The 25,485-nt window shown below is 56.4% G+C and carries 28 protein-coding genes and 1 pseudogene; 18 read left to right on the forward strand and 11 right to left on the reverse strand.

What is annotated here, in order from left to right; genetic code table 11:
- Positions 1–66 precede the first annotated feature (66 nt).
- Positions 67–1,005 (forward strand): aldo/keto reductase, encoded by a 939-nt coding sequence (locus tag ACFIO0_RS10645; protein ID WP_390910377.1) that lies wholly within the window; start codon positions 67–69, stop codon positions 1,003–1,005.
- Here ACFIO0_RS10645 and ACFIO0_RS10650 read toward each other — a convergent pair.
- Entirely contained in the window at positions 1,002–1,145 is a 144-nt protein-coding gene (locus tag ACFIO0_RS10650) for a hypothetical protein (protein ID WP_390910378.1), read from the reverse strand. The two genes, ACFIO0_RS10645 and ACFIO0_RS10650, sit on opposite strands and share 4 nt — an antisense overlap.
- 371 nt (positions 1,146–1,516) lie before the next feature.
- Between ACFIO0_RS10650 and phnC the strand changes: the two genes are divergently transcribed.
- From phnC to ACFIO0_RS10685, 7 genes and pseudogenes are all read left to right on the forward strand, one after another.
- The gene (gene phnC / locus ACFIO0_RS10655; protein WP_390910379.1) at positions 1,517–2,332 is read left to right on the forward strand and encodes a phosphonate ABC transporter ATP-binding protein; all 816 of its coding nucleotides are present in this window, start codon (positions 1,517–1,519) and stop codon (positions 2,330–2,332) included.
- Positions 2,333–2,427: 95 nt separating this feature from the next.
- Positions 2,428–3,339: a phosphonate ABC transporter substrate-binding protein gene (gene phnD, locus ACFIO0_RS10660; RefSeq protein WP_390910380.1), complete on the forward strand. Its 912-nt coding sequence runs from the start codon at positions 2,428–2,430 to the stop codon at positions 3,337–3,339.
- 66 nt (positions 3,340–3,405) lie between these two features.
- On the forward strand, positions 3,406–4,278 hold the full coding sequence (phnE, locus tag ACFIO0_RS10665) for a phosphonate ABC transporter, permease protein PhnE (RefSeq protein WP_390910381.1): 873 nt from the start codon (positions 3,406–3,408) through the stop codon (positions 4,276–4,278).
- Positions 4,275–5,588, forward strand: a complete 1,314-nt coding sequence (gene phnE, locus ACFIO0_RS10670) for a phosphonate ABC transporter, permease protein PhnE (RefSeq protein ID WP_390910382.1) — start codon at positions 4,275–4,277, stop codon at positions 5,586–5,588. Before phnE (ACFIO0_RS10665) ends, phnE (ACFIO0_RS10670) begins: the two co-directional genes overlap by 4 nt.
- Entirely contained in the window at positions 5,588–6,229 is a 642-nt protein-coding gene (locus ACFIO0_RS10675) for an SDR family NAD(P)-dependent oxidoreductase (RefSeq protein WP_390910383.1), read from the forward strand. The genes phnE (ACFIO0_RS10670) and ACFIO0_RS10675 overlap by 1 nt, the downstream gene beginning before the upstream one ends.
- A complete protein-coding gene (locus ACFIO0_RS10680) occupies positions 6,226–6,855 on the forward strand; it encodes a chloramphenicol acetyltransferase (RefSeq protein WP_390910384.1) in 630 nt (209 codons plus the stop codon). The genes ACFIO0_RS10675 and ACFIO0_RS10680 overlap by 4 nt, the downstream gene beginning before the upstream one ends.
- A gap of 70 nt (positions 6,856–6,925) precedes the next feature.
- Positions 6,926–7,798 (forward strand): annotated as a pseudogene (locus ACFIO0_RS10685) (lysophospholipid acyltransferase family protein).
- Between the two features lie 44 nt (positions 7,799–7,842).
- Here the strand turns inward: ACFIO0_RS10685 and arsJ are convergent.
- From arsJ to ACFIO0_RS10700, 3 genes are read right to left on the reverse strand one after another with little or no spacing between them, the layout of a single operon-like run.
- Positions 7,843–9,111 carry an organoarsenical effux MFS transporter ArsJ gene (gene arsJ, locus ACFIO0_RS10690; RefSeq protein WP_390910385.1) on the reverse strand — a complete coding sequence of 423 codons (1,269 nt, stop codon included), beginning with the start codon at positions 9,109–9,111 and terminating at the stop codon, positions 7,843–7,845.
- Positions 9,108–10,106, reverse strand: a complete 999-nt coding sequence (locus ACFIO0_RS10695) for an ArsJ-associated glyceraldehyde-3-phosphate dehydrogenase (RefSeq protein WP_390910386.1) — start codon at positions 10,104–10,106, stop codon at positions 9,108–9,110. Before ACFIO0_RS10695 ends, arsJ begins: the two co-directional genes overlap by 4 nt.
- Positions 10,103–10,951 carry a helix-turn-helix domain-containing protein gene (locus tag ACFIO0_RS10700; protein WP_390910387.1) on the reverse strand — a complete coding sequence of 283 codons (849 nt, stop codon included), beginning with the start codon at positions 10,949–10,951 and terminating at the stop codon, positions 10,103–10,105. Before ACFIO0_RS10700 ends, ACFIO0_RS10695 begins: the two co-directional genes overlap by 4 nt.
- A 230-nt stretch (positions 10,952–11,181) precedes the next feature.
- Between ACFIO0_RS10700 and ACFIO0_RS10705 the strand changes: the two genes are divergently transcribed.
- Positions 11,182–12,399, forward strand: coding sequence for a glycerophosphodiester phosphodiesterase family protein (locus ACFIO0_RS10705; RefSeq protein ID WP_390910388.1), 1,218 nt, complete (start codon positions 11,182–11,184; stop codon positions 12,397–12,399).
- Positions 12,400–12,494: 95 nt separating this feature from the next.
- Here the strand turns inward: ACFIO0_RS10705 and phnF are convergent, their stop codons facing one another.
- Positions 12,495–13,217, reverse strand: coding sequence for a phosphonate metabolism transcriptional regulator PhnF (phnF, locus tag ACFIO0_RS10710; protein WP_390910389.1), 723 nt, complete (start codon positions 13,215–13,217; stop codon positions 12,495–12,497).
- Between the two features lie 81 nt (positions 13,218–13,298).
- On the opposite strand from phnF, the gene phnG reads away from it, so the two are divergent.
- From phnG to phnN, 7 genes are read left to right on the forward strand one after another with little or no spacing between them, the layout of a single operon-like run.
- A complete protein-coding gene (gene phnG / locus ACFIO0_RS10715) occupies positions 13,299–13,754 on the forward strand; it encodes a phosphonate C-P lyase system protein PhnG (RefSeq protein WP_390910390.1) in 456 nt (151 codons plus the stop codon).
- Entirely contained in the window at positions 13,754–14,356 is a 603-nt protein-coding gene (phnH, locus tag ACFIO0_RS10720) for a phosphonate C-P lyase system protein PhnH (protein ID WP_390910391.1), read from the forward strand. The genes phnG and phnH overlap by 1 nt, the downstream gene beginning before the upstream one ends.
- Before the next feature lies 1 nt (position 14,357).
- Positions 14,358–15,446 carry a carbon-phosphorus lyase complex subunit PhnI gene (locus tag ACFIO0_RS10725; RefSeq protein WP_390910392.1) on the forward strand — a complete coding sequence of 363 codons (1,089 nt, stop codon included), beginning with the start codon at positions 14,358–14,360 and terminating at the stop codon, positions 15,444–15,446.
- On the forward strand, positions 15,443–16,309 hold the full coding sequence (locus ACFIO0_RS10730; protein ID WP_390910393.1) for an alpha-D-ribose 1-methylphosphonate 5-phosphate C-P-lyase PhnJ: 867 nt from the start codon (positions 15,443–15,445) through the stop codon (positions 16,307–16,309). Before ACFIO0_RS10725 ends, ACFIO0_RS10730 begins: the two co-directional genes overlap by 4 nt.
- Positions 16,306–17,076, forward strand: coding sequence for a phosphonate C-P lyase system protein PhnK (phnK, locus tag ACFIO0_RS10735; protein ID WP_390910394.1), 771 nt, complete (start codon positions 16,306–16,308; stop codon positions 17,074–17,076). Before ACFIO0_RS10730 ends, phnK begins: the two co-directional genes overlap by 4 nt.
- Positions 17,077–17,079: 3 nt before the next feature.
- On the forward strand, positions 17,080–17,763 hold the full coding sequence (gene phnL, locus ACFIO0_RS10740; RefSeq protein WP_390910395.1) for a phosphonate C-P lyase system protein PhnL: 684 nt from the start codon (positions 17,080–17,082) through the stop codon (positions 17,761–17,763).
- Positions 17,760–18,320, forward strand: a complete 561-nt coding sequence (gene phnN / locus ACFIO0_RS10745) for a phosphonate metabolism protein/1,5-bisphosphokinase (PRPP-forming) PhnN (protein ID WP_390910396.1) — start codon at positions 17,760–17,762, stop codon at positions 18,318–18,320. Before phnL ends, phnN begins: the two co-directional genes overlap by 4 nt.
- On the opposite strand, the gene ACFIO0_RS10750 is transcribed toward phnN, so the two are convergent.
- A complete protein-coding gene (locus ACFIO0_RS10750) occupies positions 18,302–18,973 on the reverse strand; it encodes a DUF1045 domain-containing protein (RefSeq protein ID WP_390910397.1) in 672 nt (223 codons plus the stop codon). The two genes, phnN and ACFIO0_RS10750, sit on opposite strands and share 19 nt — an antisense overlap.
- Between ACFIO0_RS10750 and ACFIO0_RS10755 the strand changes: the two genes are divergently transcribed.
- Complete coding sequence (locus ACFIO0_RS10755; RefSeq protein ID WP_390910398.1) at positions 18,972–20,165, forward strand: alpha-D-ribose 1-methylphosphonate 5-triphosphate diphosphatase; 1,194 nt, start codon at positions 18,972–18,974, stop codon at positions 20,163–20,165. The genes ACFIO0_RS10750 and ACFIO0_RS10755 overlap by 2 nt on opposite strands.
- A gap of 404 nt (positions 20,166–20,569) precedes the next feature.
- Here ACFIO0_RS10755 and ACFIO0_RS10760 read toward each other — a convergent pair whose 3' ends face one another.
- From ACFIO0_RS10760 to ACFIO0_RS10770, 3 genes are all read right to left on the reverse strand, one after another.
- Entirely contained in the window at positions 20,570–21,634 is a 1,065-nt protein-coding gene (locus ACFIO0_RS10760; protein ID WP_390910399.1) for an alpha/beta hydrolase family protein, read from the reverse strand.
- 203 nt (positions 21,635–21,837) lie between these two features.
- Positions 21,838–22,332, reverse strand: a complete 495-nt coding sequence (locus ACFIO0_RS10765) for a hypothetical protein (protein ID WP_390910400.1) — start codon at positions 22,330–22,332, stop codon at positions 21,838–21,840.
- A gap of 51 nt (positions 22,333–22,383) precedes the next feature.
- Positions 22,384–23,403, reverse strand: a complete 1,020-nt coding sequence (locus ACFIO0_RS10770; RefSeq protein WP_390910401.1) for an NAD(P)H-binding protein — start codon at positions 23,401–23,403, stop codon at positions 22,384–22,386.
- 94 nt (positions 23,404–23,497) lie between these two features.
- Between ACFIO0_RS10770 and ACFIO0_RS10775 the strand changes: the two genes are divergently transcribed.
- Positions 23,498–24,388 (forward strand): LysR substrate-binding domain-containing protein, encoded by an 891-nt coding sequence (locus ACFIO0_RS10775; RefSeq protein ID WP_390910402.1) that lies wholly within the window; start codon positions 23,498–23,500, stop codon positions 24,386–24,388.
- Positions 24,389–24,403: 15 nt separating this feature from the next.
- Here the strand turns inward: ACFIO0_RS10775 and map are convergent, their stop codons facing one another.
- Positions 24,404–25,195 carry a type I methionyl aminopeptidase gene (map, locus tag ACFIO0_RS10780; protein WP_390910403.1) on the reverse strand — a complete coding sequence of 264 codons (792 nt, stop codon included), beginning with the start codon at positions 25,193–25,195 and terminating at the stop codon, positions 24,404–24,406.
- Positions 25,179–25,385 carry a ParD-like family protein gene (locus tag ACFIO0_RS10785; RefSeq protein ID WP_390910404.1) on the reverse strand — a complete coding sequence of 69 codons (207 nt, stop codon included), beginning with the start codon at positions 25,383–25,385 and terminating at the stop codon, positions 25,179–25,181. The genes map and ACFIO0_RS10785 overlap by 17 nt, the downstream gene beginning before the upstream one ends.
- Positions 25,386–25,485: the final 100 nt, after the last annotated feature.

A 25,485-nucleotide genomic window follows, 5' to 3' on the forward strand; every position in this document is an offset into this window, starting at 1 on the left:
GTCACAAAACAGTCATGCAAAAGGTCTAAGGGTTTCTGCTGATTACTGTACACTTGGAGCGATCTATTGAAAGAAATCAATGCGCAAGATGGCTCAAAGTCGTCTACACTCTGTTTCGGATGCATGCAATTTGGCGGCACGGCCGATGCTGCGGCAAGCCAAGCCATGTTCGAAGCGTGCAAAGAGGCGGGCATTAATTTCTTTGACACCGCCCATACCTACACGGGCGGCTCCTCTGAGCGGATGTTGGGCCAGTTTGCAAAACTAGATCGCGAAAAGCTGATCGTGGCAACCAAGGCTGGCTATACCGGTGGTAGCGGCCGCAACAACATTATTCGGCAATTCGATGAAAGCCGCTTACGGCTTGGCCTCGACACAGTCGATATCCTCTATTTGCACCGCTGGGACCCGGAAACACCATTGCAAGAGACTTTCGAGACTTTGGGCGCTTTGCAGCGATCAGGCAAAATTCGCTATATCGGCGTGTCGAACTTTGCTGCGTGGCAGGTGATGAAAGCTCAGGCGGCGGCAGATATTGCGGGAACGCGTATCGACATAACCCAGCCAATGTATTCGCTCGTCAAACGTCAGGCAGAGGTTGAACTGTTTCCAATGGCACTCTCAGAAGAGATCGCCGTCGCCCCTTATTCCCCCCTTGGTAGTGGATTGCTGACGGGCAAGTATTGTTCAGGCGGGACGGGGCGTCTTTCGACGGACAAACGCTATGCCGCCCGCTATGGCCAAAAATGGATGCTCGAGGCGGCACGTTCGTTGTCAGAACTGGCTGCTGAACAGGGCATTGACGCTGCCACGCTTTCCGTCGCCTGGGCCGCACAGAATGCTGCTGTAACAGCTCCGATCATCAGCGCACGCAATGTTGAGCAATTGAAACCTTCTTTGGACGCTAAAGACGTGATGTTGAGCGCGGCAGTTTATGCGCGCATGGAAGCTTTGTCACCAAGACCTGCCCCAGCGACGGATCGGCTTGAGGAAGCCAACAGTTAGGCTGGTCCGGGAATTTCGCCTTCCCAATGTTCGCCCATAGCGACAATGCACGATGTTCCGTTTGTGTAATTCTGTACGATGATCCAGTCACCGTTTCTTTCGGTAACCCAGATTTCTAACAGGGTTTCAGGGTCCCGCATGCCCCTTCCCTGCCGCTTTGCACCCAATGCATTCTTCAGCATATGCGTCATGCGCGCGCTGTCATCACAACTAACATCAGCTATTTGCGCTTCCGCAAGCGCAGGAAACGAGAAGCAGAGAGACAGAGTGAGCGCATAACGAAGAACCATACGAGAAACCTAATCGCCTGATATTCAAAATGTAACAGCTTTATGAAGCCTTGTGGATAAATGTGGCGTTGAGGTAATATGTGCCAATCATTGCAAAAGCTTGCGCTTTACGTCCCTTGGAAGGGTCATTTTTCTTTTACTTTTATGTAAAGAAACTGACTCGAAACCGTCATCAAACCGTAGCATCAGGCGTTTACGCCCTCACCAAACATGGGGGCGATATGCTGAAGATTGATAAGCTGACCAAGCGGTTCGGGGATAAAACGGCTGTAGATGCTGCCAACATCCTGGTGGAAAAACCGTCGATGATTGGGGTCATTGGCCGTTCTGGTGCGGGTAAGTCAACGCTCTTGCGGATGGTCAATTGTCTAAGCGATGCCTCGCAGGGCACGATTATCTTTGAGGGTGAAGAGATCACTGGGCTGCGGGGGGCTGCGCGGCGCAATTGGCAATCGCGATGCGCCATGATTTTCCAGCAGTTCAACCTCGTCCCCCGCATGGATGTCGTTTCAAACGTGCTGCACGGCACCCTGAACAAGCGGTCGACCTTTGCGACAATGTTCAACCTTTACCCGCAGTCAGATATCCACCGCGCCATCGAAATCCTTGACCGGCTCGGTATTGCCGAACAAGCCCCGAAACGGGCCGAGGCCCTCTCGGGTGGGCAACAACAGCGCGTGGCGATTGCGCGCGCTTTGATGCAGGACCCGAAAATCATCCTTGCCGATGAACCGATCGCCAGCCTTGATCCGATGAATGCGCAAGTTGTCATGCAAGCCCTGCGCCGCATTCACGAAGAAGATGGGCGCATGGTCATCGCAAACCTTCACACGCTTGATACTGCGCGGCGCTATTGCGATCGCGTAATCGGGATGCGCGATGGGAGGATCGTCTTTGATGGCACGCCAGAGCAGCTGACCACCGGGGTCGCACGTGACATCTACGGGGCTGGCGCGGATTTTTCCGAAGCCGCCACCTCCACCGAAATCGAAACACTGGACAGGTCAGAGGTCCGCGAAGTGAAAGCCTACGCCTGATCCAGTTTCAGCCTGTGCATCCGCAGCAGGCCACCTTAATCAACCTGCCCGCAATTAGCCGCAAAGCGGTAGGGCAACAAACCACGGAGATAACAATGAAAAAGACCCTCGCACTGGCGCTTGCCGCCACCACAGCCCTCAGCACGGGCGCTTTTGCCCAAGAGATCACTGAATTCCGCATCGGTATCCTCGGCGGCGAAAACGCGCAGGACCGGATGAACAGCTACCAGTGTCTGGCGGATTACACGACCGAAGCGCTCGGCGTTGAAACCAAGCTGTTCGCCCCAGCCGACTACAATGGCGTCATTCAGGGCCTTCTGGGTGGCACCATCGACATGGCATGGTTGGGCGCATCTTCCTACGCCGCAACATTCCTGCAGGATCCGGACGCGGTTGAGCCTGTTTTGATCAAGGTCAACCTTGATGGCTCGGTCGGCTACCATTCTATCGGCTTTGCCCGCGTCGATAGCGGCGTCACATCGCTTGATGACATGGCAGGCAAGGTGTTTGGTTTCGGTGATCCAAACTCCACATCGGGCTTCCTTATCCCTTCCATCGAGATTCCGCAGTACAAGGACGGCATCACCATGGAATCCGGCGAATACTTCGGTGAAGTCAAATTCACAGGCGGTCATGAGCAGACCATCGTCGCAGTGAACAACGGCGATATTGATGGCGGCGTGACGTGGGCCGATGGTCAGGGCAACTGGGAAGACGGCTATAACTCCGGTGCGCTGCGCAAAGCGGTTGATGCAGGTCTCGTCGACATGAACGACATGGTTCAAATCTGGAAATCCAACGTAATCCCCGAAGGCCCGGTCGTTCTGCGTCAAGCCTTACCGGACGATGTCAAAGCTAAAATGGTTGCACTGGTAGATGGCCTTTACGAAGCAGACCCTGAATGTGCCTACGGCGTCGCTGCGGGCGATACGCTGGGTTTCCAGCCAGTCACGCACGCGATGTACGAAAGCATCGTAGCGGCACGCCAGTCCGTAATTGGAAACTAGGATAATTCTTTTGACGCATCCGGTAGCCCTTTGGGGCTGCCGGTATTTCTTTGTCCAGGGGTCAGGATGGCAGATATTTCACTGAGTGGCGAACACCACGTAGACGGTATTCAAGCCAACTATATGGCGCAGGTACAGCGCCGCAGGCTCTATGGCGGTCTTACTCTTCTGATTTTCGTGGTTCTGATGGTTTCCGGGTTCAATGTCGCAGATGACCGCAACGCTGGAGGTTTCTGGGATGGACTGCATCAGATCGGCGATTACCCAGCAGATGTTCTGTCTGAAGCGTGGGAAAAGCGCGCCGATCTGCCTGCCCTCATCGCCAAGTACTTTCCCGCCTTGGTGGAAACCATCAACATCGCCGCTGTCTCGACCCTGATCGGTGCAATTGGCGGCTTGTTCCTGTCGCTGCTCGGCACCCGCGGCTTGGCGAAATGGCCGCGTCTGATCCCCCTGTTCCGCCGCATCTCGGATATCATGCGCGCCGTGCCCGAAATCGTCATCGCACTGGTTCTGATCTTTGTACTCGGTGCTGGGCCCGTTCCCGCAATGATTGCAATTGCCATCCACACGGCCGGTGCACTGGCCAAGATGTTTTCCGAAGTTTCGGAAAACACCGACTTGAAAGCTGTCGAAGGGCTGGCCTCCACAGGTGCTACATGGTCGCAGCGGATGCTTCTGGGTGTGTTGCCACAAGTCGCGCCGAACTACGTGAGCTACACGCTGTTACGATTTGAAATCAACATCCGTGCCTCGGCAATACTTGGATTTGTGGGCGCCGGTGGGCTTGGTTATGAGTTGCGAAACGCTATGGCCTGGGGACCGGGCCGCTTTGATGAAGCCGCCGCGATTTTCATCCTCCTGTTCGGCACGATCGTATTCTTCGATCAAGTGTCCAGCCGCTACCGCAATCGTTTGACTGAGGGACAAGGCCAATGACCACTATTGATCTGGACGCGACCAAGTTTGAGGCCGAAAAGCTCTTTCAGCGCAAACGCTTGATTGGCTTTGGCATCCCGGCGGTCATCGCAGTTTATTTCGTCTATATCTTCTTCGCGTTTGACCTGCCTGGTCTTGCCGGACGCGCCAATATGAAAAACGCTGTGACGCTGGCTTCCGATAGCTGGTCCCACAAGGTGCATGTCACCAGGGACAATCGGTCGGGAGATGTAACCTATGCCGTCGAAGGCGAGCGCAAAGGTACCTACCCAGAAGGCCGGCGCCCCGATTGGGTGAGGGGGGACGAAGTCATCACCATCGATCTGGGCGGTGACATAATTGTGCGCTATCTGCCAGACAACCGGACCGAGATCGAAATTCCCGGCTTCCAACTGATCGAGGCGCAGGCCGAGGGGCGCACCGTCACGACCAACCTGCCCGATGATCTGCCCGATTGGATTTCCGCATCGGACCGCCGCGTTGGCATCACCTCGCCCGAAGGTCGCATTACCTTGACGGGTGCTCGGACCGAGGTTTTCAATTATTTCGCCGGTTGGGAGCTGTTCTGGTTCACGCTCGACAGCCCTTACTACGGACAGTCCTTGGCCACGATCCTGTTTGGCGACCAGATCGACCCTGCGCGCGGCAATATCACTGGCGCAGTGTCCGATTGGTGGAACAACGCCATGTGGCGGCACAAGGATGTGGCTTGGGCCATTGGCGAGACGATCCTGATGGCCTTTCTTGGAACGATGGGGGCAGCCATCATCGCCCTGCCGTTGGGCTTTTTAGCAGCCAAACGGTTCTCGCCGTTGATGTTGGTGCGCGCTGCCACCCGCCGACTGTTCGATTTTGTGCGCGGTGTCGATGCGCTGATCTGGACGGTGGTCTTGGCCCGCGCCTTTGGCCCCGGCCCGCTTACTGGCGCATTGGCAATCTTGATCACGGATACCGGCACCTTTGGCAAAATCTTCTCGGAGGCTTTGGAAAACGTAGATCAAAAGCAAATCGAGGGCGTCGCCTCGACCGGAGCCAAGCCGCTGCAACGCTATCGCTTTGGCGTCATACCGCAGATTGTTCCGGTGCTTCTGGCGCAAATCCTCTATTTTCTGGAATCCAATACCCGCTCTGCCACCATCATCGGCGCGATCACAGGCGGTGGCATCGGCCTTATGCTGACCCAAGCAATCCAAACCCAGAAAGACTGGGAAGAAGTCGCTTATTATATCGTCCTGATCATCGCCATGGTGATGTTCATGGACTGGTTCTCGGGCTGGCTGCGCGGCAAGCTGATCGGGCGCAAGGACTAGTGGCCTGCATCCTGATTACCGGAAGCAACCGGGGGATTGGCGCGGCACTGGCGGCACGTGCCGGGGATCTCGGACATGACGTGCTGCGCGCCACGCGCGCGGGACAGGGTGGCGATGTCATCTTTGATGTCAGCAATCCCCAGCAAGTCCAGGACGCGATATCAGCGATCGACCAGCCTATTGATATTGTCATCAATAATGCAGGTATTATCGGACCGGACAGCCCTACAACCGATATGGATTGGACTGCAATGGCCTTTACATTTGCGGTCAATGTCGCTGGTGCTCTGGCCGTCAGCACGGCCTGTCTGGATCATTTGCGGCGTAGCAGCAGGCCCCGTATCCTGACCGTTTCAAGTCAGATGTCATATATGGGCTATGCCAAATCGGATCGTATTGCCTACCGCGCCTCCAAGGCTGCGGTAAATAAGGTCATGCAAGGTCTGGCGACGGACTTGCACCCAGACGGCATTGCGGTCGTGCTTGTCGATCCCGGTTGGGTGCAAACCGATATGGGTGGGGCAGAGGCGGATCTTACACCCTGTGAGGTCGCGGCGGGGATTATCGCTTTGGCAGAGGGTCTTACGCTTGATAAAACCGGCAAATTCTTTCGCTGGACCGGCGAGGAGCGCGCGTTTTGAGTACGACCAGATTGAAACCGGATGTCCCCTTTATTCATCCCGATTGCGAGATCACAGACGCAACATTCGGACAGTATGTGGAAATCGGACGCAGTAGCCGCTTGGCGCATTGCGAAATGGATGACTATTCATACTGCGACCGATTTTCCGACATTGCCAATGCCTCCGTGGGCAAGTTCTCGAACATTGCAGCGTTCGTACGGATCGGCGCCACGGACCACCCGATGGAAAAAGCAAGTTTGCATCACTTTCACTATCGCTCGGCCGATTATTTCGAAGATGCAGATCACGATGACGCTTGGTTCGCCCACAGGCGCAGCCGTCGCACGGTGATTGGTCATGATACATGGCTTGGCCATGGCGCGCAGGTCCGGCCCGAAGTGAACATCGGCCACGGGGCAGTTATCGCAGGCGGTGCAATTGTGACAAAGGATGTGCCTCCCTACATGATCGTGGCAGGCATCCCCGCTGTCCCGATGCGTCCTCGTTTCGCACCACGGGTTGTTGACAGGCTTATGCAGCTTGCTTGGTGGGATTGGCCGCACGCACGCCTGCGCGGCGCGCTTGATGATTTTCGCAACCTCAGCGCCGAGGAATTTCTGGAGCGCAATGAGGGCACGATCTGACACCAGATATCACTAAGTTGTAGCGTTACGCCGCTAGGAAATGGCAGACTTATCATAAGGGTCAAAGCAGATGGATAGACGTGACCGTTCTCAGGTTTCCTATGCCAAGTCCGCACAATCACGCTCTGGTCAAGCAGTCATCAAGCTGATCGAGAATGCAACCGGCCCGCTTCATCTGATCCAGCGGGCGCAAGACTATGATGCCGAAATTGCGCAGGGCCGCAGTTTCTAAGAAGTCATGATCAACCGCTATGGGTTAAGCCTTGATGTGGTTTCGGGAGCAATCGCGGACATCCCTGCAGAGGGTCCATTGGTTGTCGTCGCAAATCATCCTTTTGGTATCTTTGACGGGTTAATAATGGGATACTTGCTGTCCACGCGGCGTAGTGATTTCCGCATTCTGGCAAATAGTGTGTTTCAGGATGCGCCGGATCTTAACCGGATTGTTCTACCCATCAGTTTTGACAACACTAAAGACGCTGTAAAGCTGAACTTGAAGACCCGCGCCAAGGCCTTGGAATTTCTTAAGGCAGGCGGCGCGATAGGCGTCTTTCCCGGTGGGACCGTATCGACCGCAGCAGAACCGTTCCAGCGGCCATTTGATCCCGACTGGCGTCGGTTCACGGCGCGCATGATTACCAAATCAAATGCGACCGTGGTTCCGGTCTTCTTTGAAGGTCAGAACTCACGATTGTTTCAGTTGGCCAGCCATATCCATTATAATCTGCGCGTGGCGCTCTTGCTCAAGGAATTTCGTCGCAGGGCCGACAACCTCGTAGAGATCGCAATCGGCAGGCCAATCCCGCCTGCAACGATTGCCACATTCTCTGATGATGCGCAGGGGATGATGGACTTTCTCCGAAACGAGACTTACGGGCTTTCACCCCGAAGTAGTGCCCATTCGACCTATGGTTTCGAGTTTGAAGAGCGATACAAGGTCTGAAGGGCCCCAGCAATTGTGGGGCAAAGTCAATTTTCGTGGCCCTACTATGTCTGAGTGTTCTCCGGCTTCAAGAAACCCACCGTGATCGCCGACGCTGCAACCATCCCTGCCGCAGTACCCAACATCAGCGCCAGACCACCTGCCTGATAAGTCAGGCCCGACAGCAAGGTTCCAGCCAACCGCCCGCCTGCATTGGCCATGTAGTAAAAGCCCACATCCATCGTGACCCGCTCTGCCTTTGTAAAGGTCAGGATCAAGTAGGAATGTAGCGATGAGTTCACCGCGAAGACCGCCCCGAAGATCAGCAAGCCGATGACAAGCATGAGGGTGAGCCACATTTGCTGCTCTGTGGCGGTGACAGCCGCAAGTGTCAGCATTACTGGAACCGCGGCGAGGCCCCAGCCCCATGTACGGGCCGCGCCAATCAGGTCCGCCTCGGATCGCCCGTTTGCCCGCAGGATGCGTGGCGCGTTGGCCTGAACAAGACCATAAAGGATCACCCAAACGGCCATGAACGTCCCGATCATAAAAAACGCGGCGCGGTTCCCTTCGGTTGTGCCATCCGACAGCACAGCGTAGAAATAGATCGGAATGCCAACAACAAACCACACGTCCCGCGCCCCGAACAGGAATACCCGTGCCGCACTGAGCCAATTCACATTGGCCGACTTGGAAAAAACTTCAGAAAATTTCGTGCCGCGGCGCCCCTTCGGCAGCCCCGACGGCATGGCAATCAAAACGGCCAGCAGAATTGCGGCAAGGATCGCGGCCATGCCCAACACCGCCCAGACGAATCCAAGCGTTGCCAGCAAAACCGCGCCTAGCAGAAACCCTGCGCCCTTCACCATGTTCTTGGACCCTGTCAGAATGGCCACCCAGCGAAAAAGCGCTCCGTCCTGAGATGGCGCCAGCAATTTGACGGCGGATTTCGACGACATCTTGGCAAGGTCCTTGGCCACGCCGCTTGCACCCTGCACAAGCATAACAAAGACAACCGATGTGCCAATCACCCAAGCAGGATCAAGCTGCGCCAAGGCCAGCAGCGCCAGCACTTGCAACCCTAGCCCTGCATAAAGCGTCGATGTCAGGCCGAACCGCGCGGCAATCCAGCCTGCGCCCAAATTGGTGATGACGCCCGCGATTTCATACAGGACAAACAGATAGGCCAGCTGTACCGGAGAGAAGCCCAGCGTATGAAAGTGCAACAGCACCAGCATGCGTAATGCACCGTCGGTCAGCATGAACGTCCAGTAGGCCGCCGTGACCGCAATATAGGCCGAAAGGCCTTCGGGGCGCGTGGCGCTTTCGGTCACAGACTATCCCCGACCATGCAGGCCACATCCACCAGCCGGTGCGCATAACCCATCTCGTTGTCATACCACGCGTAGACCTTCACCTGCGTGCCATTGATCACCATGGTAGAAGGCGCATCGACAATGCTCGATCTTTCATCATTGGTGTAATCAGTGGAAACGAGCGGGCGTTCCTCATAGCCCAAAATGCCCTTCAACGGCCCCTCGGCTGCGGCCTTGAACAGGGCATTGACCTCTTCAGCGGTGGTCTCACGCTCGACCTCGAAGACGCAATCGGTCAGCGACGCGCTAAGTAGTGGCACACGAACGGCATGACCGTTCAGGCGACCCGTCAGTTCCGGATAAATAAGCGTGATGGCGGTTGCACTGCCAGTGGTTGTCGGAATCAGGGAATTCAGGGCAGAGCGCGCACGGCGCACGTCTTTCGCCGGACGGTCCACAATGGTCTGTGTATTGGTTACATTGTGGATCGTTGTGATAGAGCCGTGTTTGATCCTCAGGTTTTCGTGAATGACCTTTACAACTGGCGCAAGGCAATTGGTCGTGCAACTTGCTGCGGTCACAATGCGGTGGCGGTCCGGTTCGTAGATGTCGTGATTCACCCCGTATACGATATTTGCGGCGTCACCGTCCTTGACCGGCGCAGATATAACCACCTTCTTTACGCCTGCGTCAAAGTAGGGGGCGAGCTTTGCCTCTGTCTTGAAGACACCAGTGCAGTCGATCAGCACATCAACACCATCCAGCGGCAGCGCGGCGATGTCGCGGGTGCCAATGAACGGCAGACGCTGGCCGTCAATTGTCACGCTACCCTCATCATGGGCGAAATTGGCCTTCCAGCGGCCGTGAACCGTGTCGAACTCAAACAGATGGGCATGCATCTCGGGATCACCCACTGCGTCATTGATCCATGCTATCTTTGCCCCCCGTTCCAGCAGCGGCTTCAAGGCCAGCTTGCCGATGCGGCCTAGGCCGTTGAGTGCGTAAACAGTCATATCTGTGATCCTTTGTCAGTAGATTGGCCAATCGCGTCGACAGCTTTTTGCAAAGACAACCGGTCCAACGAAGCAAGGGGCAGCGCTAAAAAGGCGATCATGCGGTTCCGCAACGCGCCGTAGGTCTGGTGAAAGGCGAGACTCTTTTCTGCATCAGAACCATCAACCTTCACCGGATCAGGCAGCCCCCAATGCGCGCTGGTGGGCTGGCCTTGCCAAGAGGGACACTCTTCATTGGCCGCCTGATTGCAGACGGTGAAGACGAAATCGAAATTTGGGCCATCCGCCCCTTGGAACTCAGAAATGTTCTTGGAACGAAGGACTGATACATCATGCCCCTTCTGTTCCAACACCTCGAGTGCAAACGAATTCAGTTCCGAGCGAGGCTTGGTGCCTGCCGAGTAGGCAATAAAACGATCACCGGCGAGGTCGCGCAAGATGGACTCGGCAAAGATGGACCGTGCAGAGTTGCCTGTGCAAATGAACAGGACGTTGTATTTTCGGTCGGCCATTTGAGTGTCTCTGTGAATGGCGGAATAGGCATTTGGGGCGCAAATTTCAGGCCTCCCCCTGCAACAGTCGTGTAGAAGGTAATCGATGGTCTCGCGGGTGGCATCCATGTCGATTCCATAGCGCAAGGACGTGCCAATACGCTCTTGGCTGATCAAACCGGCTTGCATCAGCGCGTTCACATAAGTCGACAGAGTATTCGGCTTTAGTCCAAGTGCCTGCGCCAATTCCGTCGCTGGAACGCGATCGGGATAGCGTCGCATCAGCAGCCGGAACAGCGCCAGTCGTTGGGGATGGCCAAGTGTCGAAAGGCGGTTGGGTATCAGTGTTTCCATAATTCACGAATACATGAATTATAGAGATCTAGAAAGTGAAGGTTTTGTAACACTGCGGTTGGATCCTAACCGGTAAACTACCGCAGACGGGCTTTAGTCAGGCTGACCGGCGGGTTGTGAGGGATCAGGCCTGCGAATTCCGGCAGATGGAATAATAACTTTCACAGAACTATCACGGCCCTGTCACGTTCGTTCCCGTAGATCGCCTTAACGTGACTATGGAGAAGAAAATGCGAAATACAGCTGTTTTTATTTTGACTTGCTGCGCGGTTCTGCCCGCCGCGGCGCAAACCGTTGAAAACGTGGAATATGGTCCGCGCCCCTACTACCTTATTGATCAGATGAAGGAGGGTGCCCTCAAAGACAGGCTCAGCCAATGCATGGGTCAAGAAGGGCAAACTTCGTTGTTCTCAATCGGGCACCGTGGCGCGCCTTTGCAGTTTCCCGAACATACCGTCGAATCCAATGTTGCCGCCGCACGGATGGGCGCTGGCATACTGGAATGTGACGTAACTTTTACGGAAGACTTGGAATTGGTGTGTCGTCATGCGCAAAATGATTTGCACACCACCACGAACATTCTGACAAGCCCCTTGGCGGATACTTGCGTGCAGCCCTTTACACCTGCCAACGGTGATACCTCGGCCTCAGCAGAATGCCGCACGTCCGAGATTACGTTGGCCGAGTTCCAGACACTGACCCCGAAAATGGATGCGGCTGACGCAGCTGCGACCACGCCAGAAGCTTATTTGCAAGGAACAGCAGATTGGCGCACGGATCTCTATTCAGCAGAGCCTGCAACGCTAATGACCCATGCCGAGTCGATCGCACTTTTCCAGTCTCTCGGTGCAAAGTTTACGCCAGAGCTTAAAGCACCTTCCGTCGAAATGCCGTTCAACGGGTTTACCCAAGCCGACTATGCGCAAAAACTGGTCGATGAATACAGGGCAGCGGATATTCCACCGTCCGATGTCTGGCTGCAGTCCTTCAATCTGGAAGACGTGCTGTATTGGATCGAAACGGAGCCGGAATTTGGCGTTCAGGCTGTTTATCTGATGGATGAGTACGACACCGAAGGCTATTCCCCGATGGATGCGGGCACGTGGCCGAACACCATGGAAGAGCTAAAATCGATGGGTGTGAACTACATCGCACCTCCGACATGGATGTTGGTGACCACATCTGCGGACGGGGACATCGTCCCGTCAGAGCTGGCTGTGCAAGCCAAAGTAGCAGGGCTTGAGATCATCACATGGACGATCGAGCGGTCTGGCCCGCTCAAGAACGGCGGCGGATGGTACTACCAGACGATCTCGGATCTGACCACCAACGATGGTGTCATGTACGAATACATCGACGCCTTGGCGCAGGATGTGGGCGTTGTAGGTATATTCTCTGATTGGCCTGCGACGGTAACTTACTACGCAAACTGCATGGGGCTTGAATAGGCTGATTGCCTTTTTCTGATACAGTGGTTCTCCCTCCGTATGTATCACGCGGCCCTGCGGGCCCTTGCCCTTTCGGGCAGGGGCGTTTCGATCACTTATTGGCCTTCTAGCGTCAATGTGACCCGGTCCCCTGCAAACCAGGTGCGACCGTATTCTACTGGCTTACCGATCGCACATGTATTGACACTTGACGATTTCAGCAAAGGATCGCCTTCGTCAACATTCAAAAGCAGCGCATGTGTTGCGGTAGCGCGAACTGCCGTCAGGCGGGTTGAAGCACGCGTATAGTCGTCGATACCGGCAATACTCAGCGCTCGGGTGACGCTACTTGTTTCTGTCAATGCCGCGGTAATTTCTGGGAGCCTCAGGATCGGGAACAGGCTTTCAAATACGGCAATTGGCTGACCATCTGCCAATGAAAGCCCATGATAAGCACAGACCGGATTGCCCGCCTCGATCTGCAACGCCTGAGCCTCGCCAATCGTCGCAGCGCGCTCGTCCAACGCGAGCATGCGCTTTTCGGGTCTGCGGCCTGCGGCGATCAGATTTTCGTGGAACCGCACGCGATTGCCAATCGGATAGTCGGTCGGCGTGGCCGCGACAAAGGCCCCTGCACCGCGACGGGTGCGCACCAGCCCTTCCTCAACCAATACCGAAATCCCGTGGCGTACCGTGTGGCGGTTCACGCCAAAGCGGTCTGCCAACGCAGCCTCGGTCGGCAGCTTGTCACCGGGGTTATAGCGCCTTTCGGCCAAGTCGCTGCGCAATGCGTTAGCGATGGCCTTCCAGATCGGGGTTTTGTCAGAACTGTCACGCAAATTTCACAAATCTCTTCTGTCATGAGGACATCAATATGATAAGGTATGTATAGTTGTATAGGAAAGAGACAAGTTGTCGAGATGAAAGACACTGTGAGCGAAAATAATCCCCGCAAGGCGTGGATGGGTCTGCTGGCTAAAGCGCCCGAAGGCCGTGTGGCCGCACTGTTGGATGCTGAAATATCGCGCCCTGACTTTACGTGGCTGCGTGCGCCGGAAATTGGCAGCACGATGGTCCGCGCTCGCGCCGGTGCCACTGGCGCACCCTTCAATCTGGGCGAGATGACAATAACCCGCTGCGCCTTGACGTTGGAAACCGGCGAAGTCGGGCACAGCTATATTCAAGGTCGTAGCAAAGCAGATGCCGAGGCGGCCGCTCTCGTCGATGCGCTTATGCAGACCGCAATGGCAAGTAGGCTGCGCGAGACCGTCCTTGAGCCTCTGGAAGCAAGGATGGCCGCCATGAAAGCCGCCCGCGCGGCCAAGGCAGCCGCGACAAAGGTTGATTTCTTTACCATGACCCGAGGAGAAGACTGATGCAGGCAAACACCCTGTCCGGCGGCTTTGCCGATCCAGCCACCCAGTCAGCCCACGCCTTTCGCAGCGTGATGGAGGCCATGGCGCGTCCGGGCACCATTCAGGATATCCGCGGGGCTGCACCCCCAGCCCCGCTGTCGCCCGCGATGGGCGCCGTTCTGCTGACACTCTGCGATACGGAAACACCGGTTTATCTTGCTGGCGACATGGATTGCGACGCGGCGCGGGCGTGGCTGGCCTTTCACACAGGTGCCCCTTTTGTTGGCCCCGCGCAGTGCATGTTTGCGGTTGGCAAATGGGACGCGCTCGCGCCGCTCGCGGTCTACCCGATCGGCACGTCCGAGTACCCTGACCGCTCCGCCACGCTCATCGTCGAATGTTCAGAGCTTGCCGCCTCAGGCGCAACATTGACGGGTCCCGGTATCAAAGAAACGGCAACGCTTTCCTTGCCAGAATTGGAAGCGTTTCAGGCCAACCGAACCCTGTTCCCGTTGGGGCTGGATTTCATTTTCACTTGTGGCGACCGCCTCGCGGCTCTGCCCCGATCAACCGAAATCTCGCGCTCAAGTAGCGAAGCGATAGCGCAAGCAGGAGCATTCTGACATGTATGTAGCCGTCAAAGGCGGAGAGCGGGCAATCGAGAATGCCCATGCCTGGCTCGCCGAAGAACGCCGCGGTAACACGGATATCGCGGAGCTCAGCATTGCGCAAATCCGCGAGCAACTAAGTCTTGCCGTCAATCGCGTCATGGCCGAAGGATCGCTTTATGATCCGGACCTTGCGGCACTTGCAATCAAGCAGGCGCGTGGCGATCTGATCGAAGCGATCTTCCTCATTCGCGCCTATCGCACCACTCTGCCGCGCTTTGGTGCGTCCGAGCCTGTCGATACCGGCATTATGGCCTGCGACAGGCGGATCTCGGCCACGTTCAAGGACTTGCCCGGGGGGCAGATCCTGGGCCCAACATTTGACTACACGCACCGTTTGCTTGATTTCAAACTGGCCGCTGATGGCGAGGTGCCCAAGGCTCCTTCACGTGACGCCGAGACGGGCACTGTCCCGCATGTCACCGAATTCCTGAACCGCGAAGGGCTGATCGAAGAGGCCCCCCATGACGACACACCGCCCCCCGACCTGACCCGCGAACCACTGGAAATGCCCAGCCCCCGCGCCCTGCGCCTGCAAGCGCTGACCCGCGCGGACGAAGGTTTTACCCTTGGCCTCGCCTACTCCACGCAGCGCGGCTACGGGCGCAACCATGCCTTTGTGGGCGAGCTACGGATCGGGTCGGTGCCGGTTGAGATGGACATCCCCGAACTGGGATTTGCCGTTGAGATCGGCGAAGTGACCCTGACCGAATGCGAAACAGTCAACCAATTCACCGGCTCGAAAACCGAGCCGCCACAGTTTACGCGGGGCTATGGGCTGGTCTTTGGCCAGACCGAGCGCAAGGCAATCTCCATGGCCTTGGTCGATCGCGCGCTACGCTGGGAAGAATTGGGCGAGGATAACGTTGGTGCACCTGCACAGGACACAGAATTCGTTCTGTATCATGCCGATAATATTCAGGCGACAGGGTTTCTAGAGCATATCAAACTGCCCCATTACGTCGATTTTCAATCTGAATTGGAACTGGTGCGCAAGCTCCGTCGCGAAGCGGGTGCGCAACAGGTGCAGGAGGCAGCGGAATGACCGAGTACAACTTCGCCTATCTGGATGAACAAACCAAGCGCATGATCCGCCGTGCAATCCTTAAGGGGCTTGCCATTCCCGGCTATCAGGTCCCTTTCGCCTCTCGCGAGATGCCAATGCCCTATGGCTGGGGAACAGGCGGCGTGCAGGTGTCGGCTGCGGTGCTGACGCCCACGGACACGTTCAAGGTTATCGACCAAGGGGCCGATGACACAACGAATGCGGTTTCAATACGGACTTTCTTTCAACGGACAGCAGGTGTTGCGACGACCACTGCGACAAGTGATGCCACTGTGATCCAGACCCGGCACCGCATCCCCGAAGAGCCGCTGCACGAGGGTCAGATCCTTGTCTATCAGGTGCCGATCCCCGAACCGCTGCGCTTTCTGGAGCCGCGTGAAAGCGAGACACGTAAGATGCACAGCCTTGAAGAATATGGACTGATGCATGTGAAACTTTACGAAGATATCAGCCGCCACGGTCATATCGCGACCTCTTATGCCTATCCGGTCAAGGTCGAAGGGCGCTATGTGATGGATCCCTCGCCGATCCCCAAATTCGATAATCCCAAGCTGGGTGATATGGCCGCAATCCAGCTTTTTGGCGCAGGCCGCGAGCAACGTATTTATGCGCTGCCCCCATATACCCAAGTGATCAGCCTCGACTTTGAGGATCATCCGTTTGAGGCGTCCAAGGCTGACTACCCCTGCGGGATGTGCGGTGCGACCGACAGCTACCTGGATGAGTTGATCATTGATGACGCAGGTGGGCGAATGTTTGTCTGCTCTGACACCGATTATTGCGAAGTGCGCAAGGCGGCCGGCCACATCGGTAAAGACAATGGCGGAAAGGACGCAGCATGACACCTTTGCTATCCGTTCAGGGCATCACCAAGCGATATGGCACACATATCGGTTGCGCGAATGTCTCGTTCGACCTCTATCCCGGTGAGGTTATGGGGATCGTTGGCGAAAGCGGGTCAGGCAAATCCACCTTGCTCAATTGCATGGCAGGGCATCTGACCCCCGATGCGGGACAGGTGGTGTTCGACACCCGTACCGACGGCCCGCGCGACACAATTACCATGTCAGAGCCGGAGCGGCGGATGCTCGGTCGAACCGATTGGGCCTTTGTCCACCAACACGCCCGTGACGGGCTGCGCATGGGCGTGAGTGCCGGTGGCAATGTGGGCGAGCGGTTGATGGCAGTGGGCGAGCGCAACTACGGCGACATCCGCGACATGGCCACGGACTGGCTGGGCCGAGTCGAGATTGATGCGTCCCGTGTAGATGATAGACCCACAACCTTCTCTGGCGGGATGCAGCAGCGCTTGCAGATAGCGCGCAACCTCGTGACGGGCCCGCGTCTTGTGTTCATGGATGAACCCACAGGCGGTCTTGATGTGTCGGTTCAAGCGCGACTGCTGGATCTGCTGCGCGGTCTGGTGCGTGACATGGGGCTGTCAGCGATCATCGTAACCCATGACCTGGCTGTGGTGCGCCTGCTGGCGGACCGCCTAATGGTCATGAAATCAGGCCGCGTGGTCGAGTCGGGCCTAACAGATCAGGTACTGGACGATCCGCAGCATGCCTATAGCCAGCTTCTTGTCAGTTCCGTTTTACAGGTATGAGCCATGATTGAACTCAAAGACGTCTCCAAAATCTTTACCCTGCACAATCAGGGAAGTGCCGTGATCGAAGTGATCAGCGATGTGTCCCTCGCGGTTGCTCCCGGTGAATGCGTAGCGCTCACTGGGGCCTCTGGTGCTGGTAAATCCACGCTGATGCGGATGATCTACGGCAATTACCTGACGCAGGCAGGTGAAATTCGCATCGGCGATTTGGACATCGTGCGGTCTGAGCCGCGCGACATCATCAAATTGCGCCGTGATGTGCTGGGCTATGTTAGCCAGTTCCTGCGTGTGGTCCCGCGCGTGCCAACGCTCGATGTGGTTGCAGAGCCTCTGCGCGCTTTGGGAGTGCCGGCAGACGAAGCGCAGGACCGCGCATCGGCGCTTCTGACCCAATTAAACATCCCCGAAAGGCTGTGGTCCTTGTCCCCCACAACCTTCTCGGGCGGCGAGCAACAGCGCGTGAACATTGCCCGTGGTTTTGCCCATTCCTACCCTGCGATGTTGCTTGATGAACCTACCGCGAGCCTGGACGCTGCGAACCGCGAGGTGGTGCTCTCCTTGATCGAGGACGCCAAAGCGCGCGGCGCGGCCATCATCGGTATTTTCCATGATGCGGCAGCCCGTACCCGAGTCTGTGATCGTGAAATTGATGTAGGTCGGTTTACGCCCGGAATGGCCGCATGACACTTGCTTCAAAGTCCGGCGGACGCCTCATCGCGGTGGTTGGTCCATCAGGTGTGGGTAAGGACAGCGTGATGGCAGGGCTATACGGCGCGATACCCGATTTGCATCTGGTGCGCCGTGTCATAACACGGGCGCCTGACTTGGGCGGCGAGGATTACGATGCGGTGTCTGTACCACGATTTGAAGCTATGGTGCAGGATGGGGCGTTTGCCGTGCATTGGCGCGCGCATGGGCTGCACTACGGCATTCCGATCACCGTCAAACACCAACTTGGCAAGGGCACCGATTGCCTTGTCAATTTCTCTCGCAAGGCTTTGACCCAAGCCGCCGGGATTTTTCCACGCCTCGTCGTTCTCAACATTACCGCGAGACCGGAAACGCTTGCGCACCGTCTGGCCGCGCGGGCCCGTGAGACGGAAGAAGAGATCAGCAAACGCCTTGCCCAGGCTGACAAGCCCCTGCCGGCTGGGCTCAAGGTGATCAACCTCGCAAACGATGGTCCGCTGTCCCAGACCATCGCCCGGGGCGCGGCACTGCTTCAGCCGGTGAGTTTATAGCGATGGATCACCTCAAACCGGCCATCTTCCCCCTCACCGCACAAAGCAATCTGATCCAACACAAAAAGGCGAGGCAGGTCCGGCAAATGACGCCGCACAGCAGCCGACCATACGGCGATGTCATCCTGCGGCAGCCGCGCCGTCAGGGTCATGTGGAACCGAAATTCCTCCATCACGTAAGGATAGCCCCATTGCGCGAGCAGCGCCTCTTGCGACGGGCTCAGACCGGCTTTGCAGCGGCGCGCGCGTTCTGCCTCGGAAGCTGGGGCGCGAAACTGATCAAGCTCTCGCACACAGACCCCAGCAACCCGGCGCACAGCGTGCATATCGCCTTGCGGGGTCAGCGCCAGAAAACCGCCCAAGGTCGTCAATTCCAAGCCGTCACATATGGCCGGCGCGAGGTCGACAGCAAGGTCAGATGCGGCAGCTTCCAGAGCCGGCACATTTTGCCCTTCTGCCAGACGAAATGGCGGTTTCAAAGTCGCATGAAACCCGTATTTGCGCGGTGTCATCGTGATGTCATCCAAACCCGGCATATCTGGCTGGGGTGTCTCACGGCCATGCAACACATCCCAACCAAGCCAAGATGCACCGAAATCGGCCAAGGGCCCTACCGGCGGCACATAGTAAATTGCAAATCGAGAGTATGACATGAATTCCCCTTTTCCCACGTCCTCTTTGACAAAGGCTTGTGACAACGATGTGTTAAGCGACCTATGTCTCGCCAATGCGCAGCTTGTGTTGGAAGATCAGGTACTCACTGGTGCGGTGACGATCGAACAAGGCGTCATTTGTGACATTACTGAAGGGGATCATGTCCCAACCGGAGCCCTGGATTGTGCCGGTGACCTTGTTCTTCCCGGTCTTGTCGAACTGCATACAGACAATGTCGAACGCCATATCGAACCGCGCCCAGAGGTGGACTGGCCACATTTGCCTGCCCTGATCGCGCACGATGCAGAGTTGGCGTCCACTGGCATCACGACGGTGTTTGACGCCATGCGGGTGGGGTCCATCCACAGCGGCAAGGGACGCTACATCGACTACGCCCGAAAGCTGGCGGATGAACTCTTGGCAGCGCGCGCACAAGGGTATTTCAAGATCAGTCATTTCCTCCATCTGCGGGCCGAAATCTGTTCAGAGACGCTGCTTGAGGAATTGGCGGCGTTCGGATCGTCAGACAGGGTCGGCATCGTCAGCCTGATGGATCACACCCCGGGCCAGCGCCAGTTCCGTGACCTAACCGCGCTGAAAACCTACGTCGCTAAGAAACGCGGGATGAACGACGCAGAGTTTGCCGAACATGTTGAGACCCTGTTGGGTCTGCAAAAACGCCTCGGGGCAAAGCACGAGGGGGGTGCAGTGAAAGAGGCCCGCCGCCTGGGTGCAGTTCTGGCCAGCCATGATGATACCACGGCGGATCATGTCGGAACCTCTGCGGTGAACGGCGTGGGGTTTGCCGAGTTTCCCACAACGGTTGAGGCCGCAGCCGCCTGTCGCATGCACGGCATTGCCGTGATGATGGGCGCACCCAACCTTATCCGCGGCGGATCCCACTCCGGCAATGTTGCGGCAGAGGCCCTCGCAAAAGCCGATCTTCTCGATATTGTCTCGTCGGACTACGTGCCCTCAGCGCTGCTTTTGTCGGCCTTCCGCCTTGCTGATATCTGGAGTGATTTGCCCCGCGCTATTGCCACCGTGACCAGCACCCCCGCGAGTACCGTGCGGTTGCATGACCGTGGTGCTTTGAAAACAGGATTGCGCGGTGATGTTCTGCGTGTGCGCCAAATCGGCGAAACACCTCTTCTCCGCGGTGTCTGGAGCCAAGGCAATAAAGTTGGCTGAGGCTTTTGGAGTCTCGGCCGCACAGGACCCAAAGATTTCATGAAACTGCCACATCATTGATACGCACACCCATCATTCATCCAGCTGATAGCGGACAGACCATTCTTACTCGCTCAAACGAGCCGCAGTTGAATCAAGTCAATTGTCCGGCCAAACACCCTGCAGGGCGCACCAGAAGGCAATTTCAAGTTGCACATACAGTGCACAAAGCATGAGATCGGTTATTGAATTTCAATTGAAGCCCGCCCAATCCATCACCGGACAGACGCACTAAATCATCCTCGAATGACCGCATCGCACCTGTTTTCAGACCTTGGTGCGAATTGCAGCATGCTGTATTTTTGGGCTCTTCTGGCACCTTCGCCGCGACTGCTCTAACGGCTGCATTCGGAAAATTGCTCCGGTCAAGCTTCACCGTTGACTACTGGTCTCATAAGGCTTTGGATGACGATTTCCGCTGCCTGCTCATGAACTTTACTTCGGTTCACGCTCTTATGATCTGAAAAGATAGCTACTTTTCCAATGAGCGACTTGTCTGATGGAAACTCCAGAAATGTGTAGTGTCCTACATGTCTGCCGAGTTCATGGTGCTGAAACCTGTCGTTGAGCGAAACAAGCCAATCGGCACAATGCTCAGATGGCGCTTCCTCGTCTGCTCCGCCGGAGAGAATTATTACAGGCAGCTGAAGTTCAGCGATTGACCGGGGAACAAAGGAACGGATTGGCGGTGCAGGAGCAATCGCGACAACCGACTTGATCCGAACGTCTGAGTAACCATGCCCGTGGCGCGCCCAAGATGCGCGGAAAGCCTCCGAGGTCTCCATCAGAGTTGGAATGCTGTCCGCTGCATCTGGGAATTCTTTTGGACCACCTGCTGTAATCTCGTTTTCTCTGCGCCAAATTTCAAACTCATCCAAAGAGGTTTGAGCGCCCAACAGGGCCATAACCGTATACCCGCCAAGAGAAAACCCGACCGCAGATACTTTACCAAAATCTAATTTGTTGGCAAAGAAGCCGCGCGTTCCAATTGATGAAAGTAGTACAGATAGGTCCTTTGCCCGTTCCCACCAGCAAAGAAAGCCCTCGGCGAGGTGAGGTTCCAAGCCAGTGTTGCCATGGTGATTTGCGCCCAAGACCACATAGCCTTCACCTGCGAGCGTGCGCGCAAGCCAACCAAGACTCTCGGCTGTTCCGCCAGTGCCATGTGATAGCAATACGACCGGCAACCTCTTCTTGAGGGCCAGTGCCGCATTCCAGATCACTTCTCCGGGCTCAAAGAATTGACCTGAAAACCGTTTGCCTTCGTCAATATCTTCCGTTGGATACCACGCTGACCACGCGATTGGCCGCTCCGCATTGTTTTGCCAGTTAGAGCGCGACGCGTCTTGGATCACGCCGGTTCGATACCCACAAATAGCCATTTTTTCTCCTTCAACCACAAAGGTCCGGAAATTTTTGAGAATTTTCAACACCTTTTCGCGCGATTGGGTATTCAGAAAAAGCCGACACTCATGCAGTGTGCAGCATCATGCACTTTGGGCTCTGACCAGACCTCGGATGCACCGCAGCATCTTACCAGAGTGCTGAAATTTGCTCTACGCGGACGGCCCATTCCTACAATTCATCGGGCCTACCGACGCGGCAGCGCAGCTTTGCGCAGATGTTCGGGAGTTTATAAAGCACCTTTGATCAGCATTCTCTCGCTATCCGCCGTGGTGGCGTAGACGATCAGCGGAACAATCAGAAGGCTGAACGCAATCGTCACAATCACCTTGGTGCCCACTGCGTGCGTCGGGGTGAGTATGCCATCGCCGAACAATGGCAATAATTGCGACAACGGTATTGCGAACACCACCGCGCATAGGATCGCGACAACAGTCGCCCGCATTATGATTGAACGTGGCAGTTTCCGAAAGACTGCTGGCGGCTTGATCCTGGCCTTGCGCAACATGGTCCGATCCGCGAACGCTTTACGAATAAAGTACGTCCCAAGCAATACAGATAGCAGGCCGACCCAGATCGGGGTCATGGCAATATCGACCCCAATTGCGCTAAGCGGCAGCTGCGTCTTGTCGTTCCAAAGGAACCATGTATAGCCCCCGTTGATTGCGGTATTTAACAGCGCGACACCAATGGCGTTCGCGATTACATAGCTGCGGAAAGTCATTTTAAGTCCTTTCTAATTGGATGATTGTGGATTTGGCAGTGGCGGATGGTGTCAGGCCACAACCGGTACGGATGTTTCCGGGGGTTTCGGCAGGCACCCCATGTCGATTAGTGTTCGCTTGATCGCCGCATCAATCGGGGTCCGTGGCTCTTCGTCCAGCAGTGTGATCAATCGTTTATTGTCGAGCCGCATGGGGTGGCGCCAGACAGGTTCAATCTCGATCGCCTCTTTTGGGAAACCGCCAAACGGGGCAAGAATACGCATGAGCCACCATGGAAACGCTTTTTTTGGCACATCTTGGCCGATGACCCTGCGGATCGCATCCAACATCATCCGTCCGTCGGCGTCCCAGGTTCCGTCAAACTGGAGCCTTTCAAAAGGTTGCAAGCGATCGGAGATGTCGAGTAGCTGCGCAAATGTTTCGGCAAGGTCCGGCAAATAGGCGTAGGCATGCGGCACCCCAGGCGCCATGCTGGTGACCTTGCGCACCGGCTTGCCTGCGGTGATCATGCCTTGACCAAACCAGCTTGCCCGCGCACCGGGCCCAAAGAAATCCCCCGCCCGCAGGATCAGGCTGGGAACATCCGGTGCAGCATCGGCCAACCGCTGCTCAAGTGCGATGCGGATCTGCCCTTTGCGGGTGATTGCATTTTGCGGAGTTGTTTCGGTGATGATTGATGTTGTCGCTGGATTGTAATTGTAGACCGTGCCCGGCAGGACAACACGGGCGCCATTGGCGGCGCGTGCCGCGGCGATGGTATTGTGTATCATCGGCAGCACAACCTTGTCCCAGTTGCGGTACCCGGGTGGGTTCACGGCATGGATAATCGCATGGACCGCGTCGCCTTTGGTCGCGGCTTGGATGACGTCGTCCGGGATCATCGCATCGCCAACTACAAAATGTGGAACACGATCTGTCGATGCCCAACGCGCCTTGGCGTGATCAGGATTTCGCACCATTGCGCGAACGGTCCATCCGTGTTGGCCAAGTGCGCGCGCGATTGCGCCGCCGATGCCCCCGGTTGCGCCCAAGACAAGTGCTGTGCGGGACTGGTTTGATATATCGGGCATATCTGTCTCCTTGGTGTGCTCGTTGGGACAAAGATGGCGCGACAAGGGCTGGAAAGGAATTGCCGTAATGTTGTGACCAGCCTATAAAAAAGTTATGAGTACGTCGCCACAACACGAGGCTGAATGGGACGACCAACGCGCCTTTTTAGCAGTCATAGAAGAAGGCAGCCTTTCAGCGGCCGCCCGCAGGCTGTCTTTGTCGCAACCCACGGTCAGGGCACGGATTGCAGCACTTGAGCATGTTCTGGGCTTTGCCCTGTTTGTGCGTTCGGTAAACGGCATGGTCCCGACACATCAGGCTTTGATGCTCGCCGATCATGTGCGTGCGATGCAGCGGGCGTCCGACGCTATGGTACGCGCGGCCTCATCCCAACCAGACCAGATCGCGGGCGTTGTGCGCCTGAGCGTGTCGGAGTTTGTGGGCATCGAAGTGCTGCCGCCAATGCTGACATCCCTACGTCAGCGTCATCCAGCGCTGTGCATCGAACTTGTCCTGTCGAATGTCACCGCGAACTTGCTGGAGCATGAAGTGGATGTGGCGTTGCGCATGACGGACCCCAAGCAGCAGGCACTGGTGGCACGAAAGGTGGCCAAGATCCCGTTGGGCTTGTTCGCGCATCGGGATTATCTTGCACAACGCGGCACGCCCGAAACGACAGCGGATCTTTCCGGTCACGATGTCATCGGCTCAGATCGGGCGCAGGCGGACCTACGGCTCGCGGCGGATGTTATCCCCGATGTGCCGCACGCGCATTTCGTTTTGCGAACGGACAGTCACCCTGCACAATTTGCCGCCGTCCGGGCGGGCGTAGGGATTGGCGTGGTGCAGGTCCCGGTGGCGGTCGGCCACGCCGACCTTGTGCGCGTATTGCCCGACCTGCAGGTTGGCCTGTTGGAAACGTGGATCGTCACGCACGAAGACCTGCGCCACGTCCCCAAAGTGCGTGCCGTGATTGATCATCTGGCAGAGGCGTTTCAGGGTTAAAGTGGCTGCATGCGCCTAGGCACTTAGCCGTGCCACTTCATCTTGCCGCAGTGTCAGGACTTCGACGCCGGTCTTTGTGACCGCGGCCGTATGCTCGAACTGGGCTGATAGCTTGCCATCTTGCGTGACCACGGTCCATCCGTCACTTTTGGTTGCGACTTTGCGCGACCCCTGATTGATCATCGGCTCAATGGTGAAAACCATGCCTTCGCGCAGTTTCAAGCCTTGTCCCGATCGTCCAAAGTTCAGCACCTGTGGCTCTTCGTGCATTTTGCGCCCGATGCCATGCCCACAATATTCGCGTACAACTGAACAGCCGTTTTTCTTGGCATGTCGTTCGATTGCAAAACCGATGTTGCCCAGATGCGCACCGGGTCGGACTTGTTTTATGCCCTGCCACAGCGCACCTTGCGCAATCCCAACCAATCGCTTGGCAGCCGGCGGGGCATTTCCAATCACATAAGTCTTGCTCGAGTCAGCGATGTAGCCGTTCTTTTCCAGCGTAATATCGAAGTTGACGATATCGCCATCCTGAATGATCTCTTCTGGGTTGGGCACGCCATGGCAGACCACATCATTCATTGAACAGTTCAAGACATACTCGAAGCCGTATTGGCCCTTGCTCGCAGGTCGGGCTGCCAAGTCGACGGTGATGAACCTATCAACCAGATCGTTGACCTGGAGTGTCGACATGCCAAGGAAGTTTTGCGCGTCCAACCTCTCGAAGACCGATGCAAGCAGTCTGCCCGATGTCCGCATCAGCTCCAACTCGTCTCGGGTCTTTACTACGTCACGCCGCCACGACATCCACGGACCCGACCTGTGCTGCCTCCAACTGCATTTTTACGATGTCGTTAAAGGACAGGGTCGGGTTGGCCTCAGCAAGCATGCCGATTTTCATCCAGAACTCGGCTTGTGCATTGATGGATCGACACATCACGGTGCTGGCCCGACGGATTTCTTCGTGCAGCTCATCGCCGATTTTGACAATGCCCATGCGAGTCTCCTCAAGTTATGACTATACGATTCGTATATATAACGTATATTATGATTGACCCGCTTTTCAACAACTCATTGTGACCAGGTGCAAGTGTTCT

The sequence above is a fragment of the Pseudosulfitobacter sp. SM2401 genome (assembly GCF_042932805.1).
GTDB lineage: Bacteria > Pseudomonadota > Alphaproteobacteria > Rhodobacterales > Rhodobacteraceae > Ascidiaceihabitans.